Raw genomic sequence first — 12,515 nt, forward strand, 5'->3', positions numbered from 1 at the left:
TGCCGCTACTCGAACCGCGCGGCCAGCAGGACGACGTCCTCCGCGGAGTCCGTCGCGGCCGTCGGGCCCGTCGCCTTCGACGCGGTCGCGCCCTCGGGCAGCACGGTGCGCAGGATGTGGTCGGCGATCGCACCGGGGTCGCGGCGCAGTGCCTGCGGCACCCCTGCCGCCGCCGCGTGCAGCCGTGCGAAGGCGCGGTCGGTGGGGTCGCCGGTGCGGTGCAGCAGCCCGTCGGTGTAGAGCAGAACCGTCTCGCCCGGTTCCGGGTACACCTCCACGCTCGGCGCCTCCCAGCAGGCCAGCATGCCCAGGGGAGCCGAGACGGACGTCTCCACGAACTCGGTGCGGCGCTCGCCGATCAGCAGCGGCGGGCTGTGCCCGGCACCGGCCAGCGTGATCTTGCGCAGCGCGGGTTCGCAGTAGCCGAACAGGGCGGTGGCCGACCGGGCCGGTTCGGTGAGCCTCAGCAGCAGTTCCAGGTCGGACAGGACGGCGACCGGATCCTCGCCCTCCATCACGGCGTACGCGCGCAGGGACGCCCGCAGCCGGCCCATCGCGGCGACCGCGCTGGGCCCCGCCCCGGTGACGGACCCCACGGCGAGGCCGAGGGCGGCGTCCGGCAGCGGCAGCGCGTCGTACCAGTCGCCGCCGCCGTGCGCGGAGGTGCGGTGCCGGGCGGCGAGCTGGACGCCGGGGATCCGGGGCAGGCGCGAGGGGAGCAGCTCCTCGGACATGGTGGCCATGGACGCGCGCGTGCGCTCGAGTTCCAGCAGGCGGGCGAGATGCTCGGCGGCGTACCGGACGTAGAGGCCGACGAGATGACGCTGCCGTTCCGACGGCTCGGCCGGTTCGTCGTAGAGCCACGCCGCCGCGCCCAGGCGCAGCCCGGGCCCTGCGGTACGCGGGGCGTACGGGAGCCGTGAGGTCTCCGAGGACATGGGGGTCTGAGAGGTTTCAGAGGCTTCAGGGGGCTCGGACGTCTTCGGCACGAGGGGCAGGGTGTAGCTGGCGGCGTAGCCGAGGCGGGCGGCGACCTCGCGGTGCCGGGGGTCGAGCCCCTTCTCGGCGAGCAGGTCGGGCTCGGCGATGCCGTCGTCGGCGCCGGGCAGTCCGTCCAGGATCCTGCCGTAGGGCAGGGAGCTGCGCGGGACGGTCTCGATGTGACCGAGGTCCGCGTGGGCCAGGCCGAGGCCGATCAGGTGGTCCGGGCCGAAGCCGTCGGCGGGTTCCAGGGCGACGAGACCGCGCCGGGCACCCACCAGGGCGGCACCGGCGCGCAGCATTTCCCGGAGTGCCTCGTCGAGGGCGCGCGTACGGGCCAGGCGTTCGGTCAGTTCGTGGAGGGTGGTGAGGTCGGAGACCCACCCCGCGAGACGGTCCTGGAGCAGCGCGCCCGGGGCGTTCTGGGGGTGTGCCGGGGCGGCCGGGGAGGTACCCGTGGCGACGGACGCGACAGTGTGCGCGGGTGCGGGAACCGTTGAATCGATTCCGGCCACTTTCGGAGGATGAGGGGCGTTCATGGCGTCCGGCTTTCCGTCCGGTACTTACTGCTCGAAAGCATCGCAAACCCCCATGTCATTCTGCGTCGCCGGCAGTGTCTCCACATGTACACGTACTCGTAAGGAGATGTCCAGCATTGTCCTGCTGGTATTCCTGGTGTCCGTGGGTTTGGAGGGAACTCACTCCCGACCTCTTGCCGAAAAGCGAACTTGGCTTGAAACTGCCTCAGGGGGAGGCTGATTGCGGTCGACTGGGCTCGCTCGACGGAGCGTCACAGCGGTAGTGATGGGTACGTACTCGGTGAAGGCCGGGGGTGGTTGGGAATCACCCGGGAACCTGGCGACGGACCCGGGCGTCTTAACCACCGACGACCGTGCCCCATCCTCCCGTGGCGGAGGCGGAGAGAAACAAGCGCGACGCTAAACGCCAGACTTCGCCACCCCACGCCGGCCCCATGCTTCTGCTCGACGCGGTATGGGTGGTACGGCCGTGGAGGCAGCCCTTGCTCGGCCTCGGCCCCTGGGGGCTCCCCTTGCCCGGTGCGGGGGTGTGATGCGCCAGCAGGTACGCACAGTAGGTACGCACAGTGCAGTGATCGACTCATGTTGTGACGTGGACCACGGTGTTGCCAGGCGTGCAACGGAAAGGAACGAGCGCTCATGCGCGAGATCCTCGGAAGGCTCGGAAGGCGACGCAGGCTTCTGTCCCAGGGTGACGACAGCGGGCCCGAACCGATCGAAGCGGCCCTGACCTTCGCCTCGGACTGGCGGTGGCCGGTGCTCCCGGGTGTGGCGGCGGATCCGCAGGGCCGGTCCCGCTGCGGCTGCCCCGACCCCGAATGCACGGTGCCGGGCGCTCATCCCTTCGACCCCGGCCTGCTCGCCGCGACCACCGACGCGCGCATGGTGCGCTGGTGGTGGGGCAACCGGCCCACGGCGCCCGTCGTCCTGGCCACCGGGGGCAGGGCACCCTGCGCGGTCTCCCTGCCCGCCGTGCCGGCCGCCCGTGCCCTGGCCGCCCTCGACCGCCTCGGCATGCGGCTCGGCCCGGTCGTCGCCGCGCCGGACCGCTGGTCGATCCTGGTCAAGCCGTACTCCCTGGAACAACTGGGCGAGTTGCTCTACGCCCAGGACTTCGTCCCCGGCTCCCTCCGCTTCCACGGAGAGGGCGGCTACCTCGCCCTGCCCCCGTCCGGTACCGGCCGGGGCGGGGTCCGCTGGGAGCGCGCGCCGCTGCCCGGCTCCGCCTCGCCGTGGGTGCCCGATGTCGAGGCCGTGGTGGACGCCGTGGTCGAGGCCCTCACCCGTACGGGCGTGAGCGCGCCCGAGCTGTAGCGGCCGTCGGTGCGTGAGCCGTGCCCGGCATCCGCTGAGGCGCGTGTCTTCCCGGAGCCTCGCAGGCGTCACGTCCGGGTCCGCGCCGTCACGCCGGGGCGCTGGGGAGCCGCGACGCCGGGACCGCACCGTGAAGCCGGGGCCGCGCCGGGGGCCCTGGAAGAGTCCGTTCGCCCTCGTTCCCGCCCTCGCCCGCGTCGGCGCGGTGACCGTCTGCGGGGTCGCCCTGTCGTCGGCGGGCGCGTCCGACCGGGAGCAACTCACCGGTGGAGAACGCCGGTTGACATGCGACTGCGCTCTGTCAGCAACGGTGGTCACGCAAAGACCCGGTTGCTGGCGACGGGGGATGCACCAGCAACCGGGCTACTGGAACGGTAACAAGAGATCGGCCGTTAGCAAATTCGAACTCAGCTTTTCCGTCACCGACTGGCTTGTCCACACCGGAAGTTGTGAAGGAAGCCGGTGATTCCGGCGGCACGGGCACGCGCCCCGGTCAGCCGGCGCGCGTGCCCGTGCCGACACGCCTCTCGGCGTGTCTCAGCTGAGGGTGACCTGCCGGTTGGTCAGCCCGCCGCGCGCGCGGCGCTCGTCGGCGGTGAGCGGAGCCTCGGTGGCCAGGGCGGCGGCGAGACGCTCGGCGAACTCGGCCGCCGGCTTCTCCACATCCTCGGCGCCGACCCCGCTGGGCAGGTCCCAGACCGGGACCGTGAGCCCGTGAGCACGGAAGGAGCCCACGAGACGGGTGCCCTCGCCGAGGGAGGACCGGCCCGCCGCGTGCAGTCGCGCCAAGGCGTCCAGAAGCTGCTCCTCGGGGTGCGGCATGACCCACCGCAGATGGTTCTTCTCCGGCGTCTCGCACCAGTACGCGGCGTCCACGCCCGAGAGCTTGACGGTCGGGATGGCCGCCGCGTTGGCCCGCTCCAGGGAGGCGGTCACGTCCGGCGTGGCGTTCTCCGCGTCGGGGACCCAGAACTCGAAGCCGCTGTGCACCACCGGCTCGAACGCGCCCTCGAGGTCCAGCAGATCCTGCAGGCGGGGCCCTTCGGCCGGAGCGCGGCGGGCCTGCACCGGGGTGCCCGGGGCGGCGTCGAGCGCGCGCTGGAGGGTGTCGGCGAGGTCGCGGCTGATGTCACCGGACGACGTGTCGTTCTGCAGGCCGAGGAGGACCGAGCCGTCCTCGCGGCGCAGTGCGGGCCAGGCCATCGGCAGCACCGTGGCCAGGGTGACCGACGGGACACCCTCGGGCAGGCCGCCCTTGAGGGGCAGCTCGACGGTGGCAGCCGGCACCAGCTCGCGCAGTGCCACCCAGTCGCATTCGCCCGGCAGGTCCTCGAACGGACGGTGTACCAGCTCGGTCACCGCGTGCGCGGCGGCACGGCCGTGGCAGGCCTTGTAGCGGCGGCCGCTGCCGCAGGGGCAGGGCTCACGGGCGCCGACGGCCGGGATCTCTCCCTCTGTGAGCTGGGGGCGCTTGGCCTTCGTCTGGGGGCGCTTCTTGGCCATCGTGGGTGTCTCCCGGTTACGGCTCGTCTCGTACGGGCGGGAGCCTAGCCGTTCACGACGCGACCGACGGGACCCTGTGGACGACGTGCCGCCCGCGGACGGCGGGCCGTGACGGGTGAGCCGTACGGGGCCGGGGTCGCCCGAGGCGCGCAGAACCGCGCGGGGGGTGGCCGGGGGAGGGCCGAGGGATCACCGCGCGGCGGCGTGGTCAGTCGAAGGTGTCGAAGGCTTCCGCGAACTCCAGCCCCGGCATCTCGGACACCGCGGGGGCCGTCACCCGTGTGGCGAAGTCGTCGCGCCGGTGCCCGGCGTCCGGGTCGTGCACGTCCTCGTGGACGACGACCCATACCGTGACCTCGCCGGGCACCTCGTCGCGTACGCCCCAGTCGTCGGCCAGTGCCGTGATGATGTTCAGTCCCCGGCCGCCGTGCGCGGTGACCGACGGGGTGGCCGGCGCCGGGCGGGTCGGACCGCCGCCGTCGGTCACCTCCACGATCAGCCGGCCGCAGGGATGCACATGCCAGGCCGCACGGACGGCACCGTCCCCGGCCAGGGCACCGCCCAGGGGCCGGCCGTGTTTGCATGCATTGCTCAGCAGTTCGGAAAGGATCAGTACGGCATCGTCGATGACCGTGTCCGCCACTCCGCCGTCGCGCAGTTGCAGGCGCATACGGCGCCTCGCCTTTCCCACGCCCGCAGGGCCATGGGGTACGGCCATGCTCGACGACGTGGGCACTTCCTGTGCCACCACCAACGCCACCCCCGAGACCTCCTTCGCCCCACGCCACGGTGTGAATGCCCCACGGGCCCGAACCGGAAACCGGCCAGTCCGTGTGCGGTGAGGCACTTGAACGATCGGGCACGCACCGAATGCGCCGGAGCACTCCCTGTGACCAGGTGGCTGGATCTCGTCGATGTGGCCGAGATGTGAGGATGCTCCGGGAGGGCCGCCCGGTCAAGAGCCCTGCACGGACCACTTGAGTCACACGAATCCCGCAGGCTCCGCAGGCCCAGGGGGGCCGGGTGGGGCCTTGCGCGGGTCAGCGGCCGAGCCGGTCGAGTACCGCGCGGGGGCGATTGGTGATGATGGCGTTCACCCCGAGGTCGATACAGGCGTCCACGTCCTCCGGGTCGTTCACGGTCCACACGTGCACCTGGTGGCCGGACTGCCTCAGTCGCTCGATGTACGCGGGGTGGCTGCGCACGATCCGGATCGAGGGGCCCGCGATGTCCACGCCCTCCGGCAGCCGCCCGTCGCGCAGGCGGGGCGAGACGAACTGCTGGAGGTAGACCGTCGGCAGGGTCGGCGAGGCGGCGCGCACGCGGTGCAGCGACCGCGCGGAGAAGCTCATCACGCGTACCGGGGACTCCTCGGCGGCGCCGGGGGCATCCAGGCCGAACCGCTTCAGCAGGAGCAGCAGCCGCTCCTCCACCTGTCCCGCCCACCGCGTGGGGTGCTTGGTCTCGATCGCCAGCTCCACCCGGCGGTCGGCGTCGACGACGAGCTCGAGCAGCCTTTCCAGGGTGAGGACGGAGGTCGCCTCCCTGTCCTCCGGCCGGTGCACCCAGTCGGGCTCCTCCACGCGCCCACCGAGCGGATGACGGGTCTTCCAGGAGCCGAAGTCCAGGGCGGACAGATCGGAGAGCTCCAACGCCGAAACCGCACCGCGGCCGTTGGACGTACGGTTGACGCGACGGTCGTGGACGCAGACCAGATGACCGTCGGCGGTCAGGCGTACATCGCATTCGAGCGCGTCCGCACCGTCCGCGATCGCCTTGCGGTACGCGGCCAGGGTGTGCTCGGGAGCGTCCTCGGAGGCTCCGCGGTGGGCGACGACTTGGGTCGGGCGCTGACGTGCAGGGGTCACCGCGCCATGGTGCCACCGCACGGGGGTACCTGTGCGGTCGTCCGGGCGTCGATGGCGCGGACGGTGCGGTCGTCTGATCGGAGGCATCGCGATGGTGCACCCTTGGTGAGTAATGCCCTGTATGAAGAATGGTCTCGCACCCACAGGAACGGCTTATGGTGCCCTGACGGCCCATGGGAAAAGCTGACGTCATACAAAGAGACACGCACAGCTGAAGCGCGCCGGACCCGTCGACATGCGTGAACGAGCGCGAATGAGTGTGAATAAGCGTGAACGGGCGAGACCGGGTGCGACCGAGTGTGATCGAGACAACATCCGTGGATCGAGGAGAGAGAGCTGTGAGCATCGAGAACGAGGGCACAAACGAGGGCGCATCGGTACCCCCGGCCCCGTCCGTACCGCCCACGCCGATGGATGCTCCCGCAGCTCCGGCACAGCAGGAGCGCCCGGCTCCGGAGGGGGCCGGCCCGACGACCTCCATGCCCCCGGTCCCGCCGACCGCTCCGGGAACGGCACAGGGCCACAGCACGCCGGAACACCCCGGATACGGTGATCACCCCGGATACGGAGGCCACGGCGTCCAGGGACAGACCCCCGCCGGCCCTCCGCCCGAAGCCCTTTCGGGAACCCCGGCGAGCACCTCCTCCGCCCCCGACCCGTCCTGGCCCCCGCCCCCGGCGTCGGGCACCCCGTCGTACGACGGCGGCGGCGCCGGTCACGGCGCGGGCGGCTGGGGCTCGTACCAGCAGCCCGCGCCGAAGAACGGCAGCGGCAAGCGCGGTCGCCTGGCCGCCGCGGTCCTGGTGGCCGCGCTGGTCGCGGGTGGCCTGGGCGGCGGCCTCGGATACACGCTGGCCAAGAACAACGACGGCAACGGCTCGACGACGGTCTCCTCATCCACCAGCGGCGGCAACGTCAAGCGCGACCCGGGCACGGTCGCCGCAGTGGCCGCCAAGGCGCTGCCGAGCACGGTCACCATCGAGGCCCAGGGCAACAGCGGCGAGGGCGGCACCGGCACGGGATTCGTGTTCGACACACAGGGTCACATCGTCACCAACAACCACGTGGTGGCGGAGGCCGTCGAGGGCGGCAAGGTCGCGGCGACCTTCCCGGACGGCAAGAAGTACGACGCCGAGGTGGTCGGCCACGCCCAGGGGTACGACGTCGCGGTCATCAAGCTGAAGAACGCCCCCTCGAACCTGAAACCCCTCACGCTGGGCAACTCCGACGAGGTCGCCGTCGGCGACTCGACGATCGCCATCGGCGCGCCCTTCGGCCTGTCCAACACGGTGACGACCGGAATCATCAGCGCGAAGAACCGCCCGGTGGCCTCCAGCGACGGCGCCGGCAGCCAGGCCTCGTACATGAGTGCCCTGCAGACCGACGCCTCGATCAACCCGGGCAACTCCGGCGGGCCGCTGCTGGACGCGCAGGGCAACGTCATCGGCATCAACTCCGCGATCCAGTCGACCAGCAACGGCGGCTTCGGCACCGGACAGGCCGGCTCCATCGGTCTGGGCTTCGCCATCCCGATCAACCAGGCCAAGTACGTCGCCCAGGAACTGATCAAGACGGGCAAGCCGGTGTACGCCAAGATCGGCGCCTCGGTCTCCCTGGAGGACGGCGCGAACGGCGCGAAGATCACCGACCAGGGCGCCGGCGGCTCCGAGGCGGTCGACCCCGGCGGCCCCGCCGCCCGGGCGGGCCTGCGTCCCGGTGACGTCATCACCAAGCTCGACGACCGCGTCATCGACTCCGGCCCGACCCTGATCGGCGAGATCTGGACCCACAAGCCGGGCGACAAGGTCACGCTCACCTACGAACGCGGCGGCAAGCAGCAGACCACGGAACTCACCCTGGGTTCCCGCATCGGCGACAGCTGACCTCACCCCGCCCGCACCGACCCGTTACCCTTGTCCCGCGCCGCCGATCATCCGGCCGGCGCAGGGAGGTGTGCCCGAGCGGCCTAAGGGAACGGTCTTGAAAACCGTCGTGGCAGCGATGTCACCGTGGGTTCAAATCCCACCGCCTCCGCTCTGAGAGCAGTGCAAACGGCCCCTGACCTGGGAAGTCGGTCGGGGGCCGTTCGCCTGCCCGGACTCCGTGGCTGCCCGCTGTTCCCCGTGGTTTCCCGCTCGATCGGGCACGGAAGGGGCACGGAGAGGGCACGCGCAGACGACGGCATGCGGGCATGGGCAACGGGCGCCGGAGTCAGCCGACTACCGACTACCGGCTGATCGGGATCTCGTAGACGATCTCGCAGAGCGCGGCGGGCACCACGATGTCCGCGGTCTCCACGGGCCGCCCCTGGTCGCTGTAGTAGGTCCGCCGGATGTGCGTGACCAATGAGCCCTTCTGGATGCCCAGGAGCGACGCCTCCTCGGCGGTCGCCTGCCGCGGCTCCGGCTGCTCCACGGCATGGCTGACGGCGATGCCGATCGCGGCCATGCGGTTCACGACACCCGCCCCGGCGTGCGGCCCTCCCTCGGGGAGGACGACGAGGGTGCCGGCGGTGAGGTCGTACGGCTCCCAGCTCGTCGACAACTGCACCGGCCTGCCGTTGGCCAGGAACTCGTACGCGGTGCGGACGCACAGCTCCCCCTCGGCGATGCCGAGACGCGTAGCGATCTCCGCCGGTGCCGGGACCTTGGCGTCGGTCCGGCTCTCCCAATCCCCTTGCCTGCCCACGGCCTTCATGTCCGCGCGGAACGGTGAGCCGTCGGGCTGTTCGCGTGCCGACGAGCGGACCACCCGGACGCGCTTCCGGGGCTCGGCGACGTAGGTGCCGGAACCGGCGCGGCCCTCCAGCACGCCATGGGAGATCAGCAGCTCCTGTGCTCGGCGCACCACGTTGTCGCCCACGCCGCACTCCTGGGCGATCTGCGCGCGGGAGGGGAGCCGGTCCCCTGGCGTCCACTCGTGCTCCGCGATCCGCCGCCGTAGTTCGTCGGCGATGCGGAGATAGGGCGGCTGCTCAGGCATATGGAAAATCTAGTCCACTAGCTCTAATCTAGTTAACTAACTTCACTCAAAGTGATCGCCGGTGACCGGAGGATGCCCTGTGCCCGCTTCAGAGGTGAGCGCGGAGGCCATCGCCGCCCGGTTATCGGCCGTCGGGCTCGCCACCCGTGTGGAGGAGCGCGACGACTGCACGGTCATCGAGGCGGAGGTGCCGGAACCCCTCTCGGCCGGGTCATGGCGGGAGGTCCTGGAAGCGGTGGCGGAGGCCAACCGATTCGGACTCCTCGCCACCAGTTCGAACGACCGAACTCTCTGGGCGGTCGTACGCAAAACGGTCCCCGTGACGGGCGATGTCGGGGACCGGACCATCAGCGATAGGAGCTGAACAGCGTGTTCAATCGTATCCGCCGTACCGCCTCGCGCATCAGCGCGCGGCACCCCCGCAAGGGCTGGCACCGCCGCCCCGCACCGCCCGCCCGGCCGTTGGCCGCGTCGCCCGTGCTCGCCCCTGGCGCACCGCTGTTCCCGAGCCACGGCCGACACCACACCGGCGTTCTCATCGGCGAGGAGACCGCGCTCGTCCGCCCGTACGTGCCGGCCAGCGAGGCGCGTGCACGGCACCGCTCGACGGCCGCGCCCTGCCCGCCCTTCGCCGGTCCCTGGTGCGTTCCGGCGGGTGACCGCTGATGCCGCCTCGCCAACAGCCCCACACCCCACGGGCGGGAGCCGACTCCTACCGGTCAAGCTCCTGCCACATCGGTACGCACCACGCCTGCGCGGAGTCCTCCCCGGCCACCGCACCGGTCGACGTACCGGTGATCTACGAGTCCTGCGACTGCCCGTGCCACACGATCGTCAACCGCGAAGTACCGACGGAGGCGGCGCGGTGAGGGGAGGAACGCCCAGCGGCGCGGTGCTCTCCCCCGTCGAGATCACCACAGCCAGCGTGCAGCGCGGGGACGTCATCCACGTCGGAGGCCGGCAGTGCCGGGTGACCGACATCTTCCAACTGCCCGGCGGAGCCAAACGACTCGTGTTCGACTCAGGCGAGTTGCTGACCATGCACACGAGGACCCGGCTCATCGCCCTACGGCTCCTGAGAGTGCGAGGCGGTGATCCATCCCATGCCCTCGCGTCGCGACGCCATCGCCGATGACCTACGAGACCGGATCGCCACCGGCCGGCTCAAGCCCGGCGAACGCCTCCCTTCCGAGTCCCACCTCGCCGCGCAATACAGGGTCAGCACACCAACGCTCCGAAACGCTCTCGCCGTGCTCCAAGTGGAAGGCCTCGTCGAAAAGGCCCACGGCAAGGGGAACTTCGTTCGCCGCCCCCTCCGCAGAACCACGTACGTCGGAGGAGGACGAACCCCCGACGGACAGACCGCCGCTGACACCGCTCTGAGCGTCACCGTCCACACCACCCGGATCCGGGCCCACGGACATCTGGCGACCCTGCTGAAGGTATCGGCCAGTAGCCCCCTGACCGAGTTCCTCTGCCTCAGCCACGAGGGCGAAAGACCGCACAGCCTGGCCCGCATCTACGTCCCCGGCGACCTGGCGCCGGCCGCCGCGCTCCGCGAGCCGCTCCCGTACGAAGAGGTGACAACGCAACTGACACAGCTCCACCCGCCGCCGGCTGAAGTGCGGGAGAAGGTCAGCGTCCGACTCCCGACACCGGAGGAGGCATCCACCCTCCGGATCAGCTCTGCCCTGGCGGTCCTCGCCATCACACGCCAGATGGCCGACACCGCCGGCCGCGTGGTCGAGGCCGCGCTCCTGGTGCTGCCGGGGGACCGCGCCGACGCGGTGTTCACCACCCACTACGGGATCGACGAGAAGAGGACGGAAAGGTGACGATGCCACACGAGCTGCGGCTCCTCCCATGGACAGGGCCCGACGGCAAGCCCTGCTTCCTCAGCACCGATGACAGCGACAGCTACCTGTCCCGCCTGGCCGACAACACCGAATCGGTACAACTCGGCATGGCAACCGAACTTCTGGACCAGGCGTTGGACATGCTCGCCGACGCCGATACACAGCCGGACGACCTACGACTCTTGGCGAAGGATCTGACCGGAGCCCTGAGAGACACCCTCCGCGTAGCAATCAGCCGCGGCCACCGCATGAATAGCCGGTCTACTGATCACCAGTCCGGCTGACCCGCGAGACTGAAGAAGCCCACGGCTCTGACCAGGTCGGATGCCGTGGGCTTCTGTTGTTGGTCGACGCTGGGCGACCTCGCGCAGCCCAGCTAAAACGAACCTGAGCTTGCCCATGTGAAATCGGCTGGCGGCCGTTGTGCTGCATGCTGCCCGCCCGTCACCTGCTTTCCGCACGATCTGGCGCGGACGGGGTGCGGAGAGTCCATCGGGAACTCAGCTACCGATAGCAGCCGCAGCTTGCTCCCCCAGCGAAGTCACGATCCCACCAAGTGCAGAACCAGCGGCAGGCGCCAAAGCCACAATGAGGCTGTCCGTCAAGCGGCGAAGACGACCACGATCAGGGGTGTCACCGGTTGCTTCCGCTTCAAGCTCGCCGGCGAGCTGCTCTACCTCAACTTGTTGGCCTTCATCGAGACCATACGAAGGGACCCCCTGACGGGCGGCAGTGGCGAAGTGCATGAGCTGAGCAAGGATGGCCGGGTCGATACCGGATGTGTTGTTCTGAGTGAAGTCCGATTGAGTGCCAACGGCTACATTCTGCGATCTGTCAATCCTGACATTGAATGTTGTGCCACCCTCGGGTGTAGATGAGTTCAAGAATTCCGACACCGATTTCTCGCTTTCTGCGCAATTCACGCCATCGGGAGTTAAGGAGGGGCGGATCAAGTGGTCGATTTGATCGACTTGTGTGCCCTCAATTAATCCTGCAGATTTCAGGTATCGTGCTGCTTTCGCAGTTTCATGCTCAGAGAAACGCTGCCCGGCAAACTGTGATCGATTTGAGGATAGGAACTGCTCGGTGCTCCCAGGTTGATCCTCGTCCAGGTGCCGCTCATAGAGCCAATGTATTAGGGCAAGACGCAGTTTGGCCGTCCGTGCGGGGCCATTTCGCCGTTTCGCGCGGAGCTCGGAAACGAAATTAAGTCCGTAATGAGTGATCTTGAAATCCCCCATTCCCGAGGCCAGCTCAAGCAGGCCGGCGCTCTGCAATCGACGCCACGCGGCATCTATGGCTGCAGGGTTAAATGGCGCCCCCTCAAGGTCTACTCGCTTTGAAAGATCACGGTCGACCGCGTCGTACACGTATTCAAGAAGAGACAGCTCTTCGGTGCTGAGATACACGGCGGGCACTCTACCTTGGTTCGGCCATCTCTCCATAAGGGTCTACGGATGTTACGTTCAGTC

The 12,515-nt window shown here is 69.8% G+C and carries 12 protein-coding genes, 1 tRNA gene and 1 pseudogene; 8 read left to right on the top strand and 6 right to left on the bottom strand.

Features of this window, described 5'->3' with window-relative positions:
* Nucleotides 1-5 precede the first annotated feature (5 nt).
* Nucleotides 6-1,520: a PP2C family protein-serine/threonine phosphatase gene (locus tag PYS65_RS18510; protein WP_279335054.1), complete on the bottom strand. Its 1,515-nt coding sequence runs from the start codon at nucleotides 1,518-1,520 to the stop codon at nucleotides 6-8.
* 639 nt (nucleotides 1,521-2,159) lie between these two features.
* Between PYS65_RS18510 and PYS65_RS18515 the strand changes: the two genes are divergently transcribed.
* The gene (locus PYS65_RS18515) at nucleotides 2,160-2,834 is read left to right on the top strand and encodes a bifunctional DNA primase/polymerase (RefSeq protein ID WP_279335055.1); all 675 of its coding nucleotides are present in this window, start codon (nucleotides 2,160-2,162) and stop codon (nucleotides 2,832-2,834) included.
* Between the two features lie 537 nt (nucleotides 2,835-3,371).
* Here PYS65_RS18515 and PYS65_RS18520 read toward each other — a convergent pair.
* The 3 genes from PYS65_RS18520 to PYS65_RS18530 all read right to left on the bottom strand — a co-directional run bounded on the left by PYS65_RS18520 (nucleotide 3,372) and on the right by PYS65_RS18530 (nucleotide 6,205).
* Complete coding sequence (locus tag PYS65_RS18520) at nucleotides 3,372-4,337, bottom strand: DUF5926 family protein (RefSeq protein ID WP_279335056.1); 966 nt, start codon at nucleotides 4,335-4,337, stop codon at nucleotides 3,372-3,374.
* Nucleotides 4,338-4,545: 208 nt separating this feature from the next.
* On the bottom strand, nucleotides 4,546-5,097 hold the full coding sequence (locus PYS65_RS18525; RefSeq protein ID WP_387036497.1) for an ATP-binding protein: 552 nt from the start codon (nucleotides 5,095-5,097) through the stop codon (nucleotides 4,546-4,548).
* 280 nt (nucleotides 5,098-5,377) lie between these two features.
* Nucleotides 5,378-6,205 carry a glycerophosphodiester phosphodiesterase gene (locus tag PYS65_RS18530; RefSeq protein WP_279335058.1) on the bottom strand — a complete coding sequence of 276 codons (828 nt, stop codon included), beginning with the start codon at nucleotides 6,203-6,205 and terminating at the stop codon, nucleotides 5,378-5,380.
* 338 nt (nucleotides 6,206-6,543) lie between these two features.
* On the opposite strand from PYS65_RS18530, the gene PYS65_RS18535 reads away from it, so the two are divergent.
* Nucleotides 6,544-8,088: a S1C family serine protease gene (locus PYS65_RS18535; protein WP_279335059.1), complete on the top strand. Its 1,545-nt coding sequence runs from the start codon at nucleotides 6,544-6,546 to the stop codon at nucleotides 8,086-8,088.
* 64 nt (nucleotides 8,089-8,152) lie between these two features.
* A tRNA-Ser gene (locus PYS65_RS18540) sits at nucleotides 8,153-8,239 on the top strand.
* 192 nt (nucleotides 8,240-8,431) lie between these two features.
* On the opposite strand, the gene PYS65_RS18545 is transcribed toward PYS65_RS18540, so the two are convergent.
* Nucleotides 8,432-9,187 (bottom strand): GntR family transcriptional regulator, encoded by a 756-nt coding sequence (locus PYS65_RS18545; protein WP_279335060.1) that lies wholly within the window; start codon nucleotides 9,185-9,187, stop codon nucleotides 8,432-8,434.
* 79 nt (nucleotides 9,188-9,266) lie between these two features.
* Here PYS65_RS18545 and PYS65_RS18550 point away from each other — a divergent pair.
* From PYS65_RS18550 to PYS65_RS18575, 5 genes and pseudogenes are all read left to right on the top strand, one after another.
* Nucleotides 9,267-9,544 (top strand): annotated as a pseudogene (locus PYS65_RS18550) (hypothetical protein).
* Nucleotides 9,545-9,556: 12 nt separating this feature from the next.
* Complete coding sequence (locus tag PYS65_RS18555) at nucleotides 9,557-9,853, top strand: hypothetical protein (protein WP_279335062.1); 297 nt, start codon at nucleotides 9,557-9,559, stop codon at nucleotides 9,851-9,853.
* A complete protein-coding gene (locus PYS65_RS18560) occupies nucleotides 9,853-10,056 on the top strand; it encodes a hypothetical protein (RefSeq protein ID WP_279335063.1) in 204 nt (67 codons plus the stop codon). The genes PYS65_RS18555 and PYS65_RS18560 overlap by 1 nt, the downstream gene beginning before the upstream one ends.
* Nucleotides 10,057-10,290: 234 nt before the next feature.
* Complete coding sequence (locus PYS65_RS18570) at nucleotides 10,291-11,022, top strand: GntR family transcriptional regulator (RefSeq protein WP_279335065.1); 732 nt, start codon at nucleotides 10,291-10,293, stop codon at nucleotides 11,020-11,022.
* Nucleotides 11,019-11,327 (top strand): hypothetical protein, encoded by a 309-nt coding sequence (locus tag PYS65_RS18575; RefSeq protein ID WP_279335066.1) that lies wholly within the window; start codon nucleotides 11,019-11,021, stop codon nucleotides 11,325-11,327. Before PYS65_RS18570 ends, PYS65_RS18575 begins: the two co-directional genes overlap by 4 nt.
* A 216-nt stretch (nucleotides 11,328-11,543) precedes the next feature.
* Here the strand turns inward: PYS65_RS18575 and PYS65_RS18580 are convergent, their stop codons facing one another.
* Complete coding sequence (locus PYS65_RS18580; protein WP_279335067.1) at nucleotides 11,544-12,452, bottom strand: hypothetical protein; 909 nt, start codon at nucleotides 12,450-12,452, stop codon at nucleotides 11,544-11,546.
* Between the last annotated feature and the right edge of the window lie 63 nt (nucleotides 12,453-12,515).

The organism is Streptomyces cathayae (assembly GCF_029760955.1).
In the GTDB taxonomy this organism is placed as follows: domain Bacteria; phylum Actinomycetota; class Actinomycetes; order Streptomycetales; family Streptomycetaceae; genus Streptomyces; species Streptomyces cathayae.

Coding starts and splice junctions, on each gene's coding strand:
- PYS65_RS18570 (WP_279335065.1), top strand. CDS start 10,291: ATGCCCTCGCGTCGCGACGCCATCGCCGATGACCTACGAGACCGGATC.
- PYS65_RS18545 (WP_279335060.1), bottom strand. CDS start 9,187: ATGCCTGAGCAGCCGCCCTATCTCCGCATCGCCGACGAACTACGGCGG.
- PYS65_RS18515 (WP_279335055.1), top strand. CDS start 2,160: ATGCGCGAGATCCTCGGAAGGCTCGGAAGGCGACGCAGGCTTCTGTCC.
- PYS65_RS18510 (WP_279335054.1), bottom strand. CDS start 1,520: ATGAACGCCCCTCATCCTCCGAAAGTGGCCGGAATCGATTCAACGGTT.
- PYS65_RS18560 (WP_279335063.1), top strand. CDS start 9,853: ATGCCGCCTCGCCAACAGCCCCACACCCCACGGGCGGGAGCCGACTCC.
- PYS65_RS18520 (WP_279335056.1), bottom strand. CDS start 4,337: ATGGCCAAGAAGCGCCCCCAGACGAAGGCCAAGCGCCCCCAGCTCACA.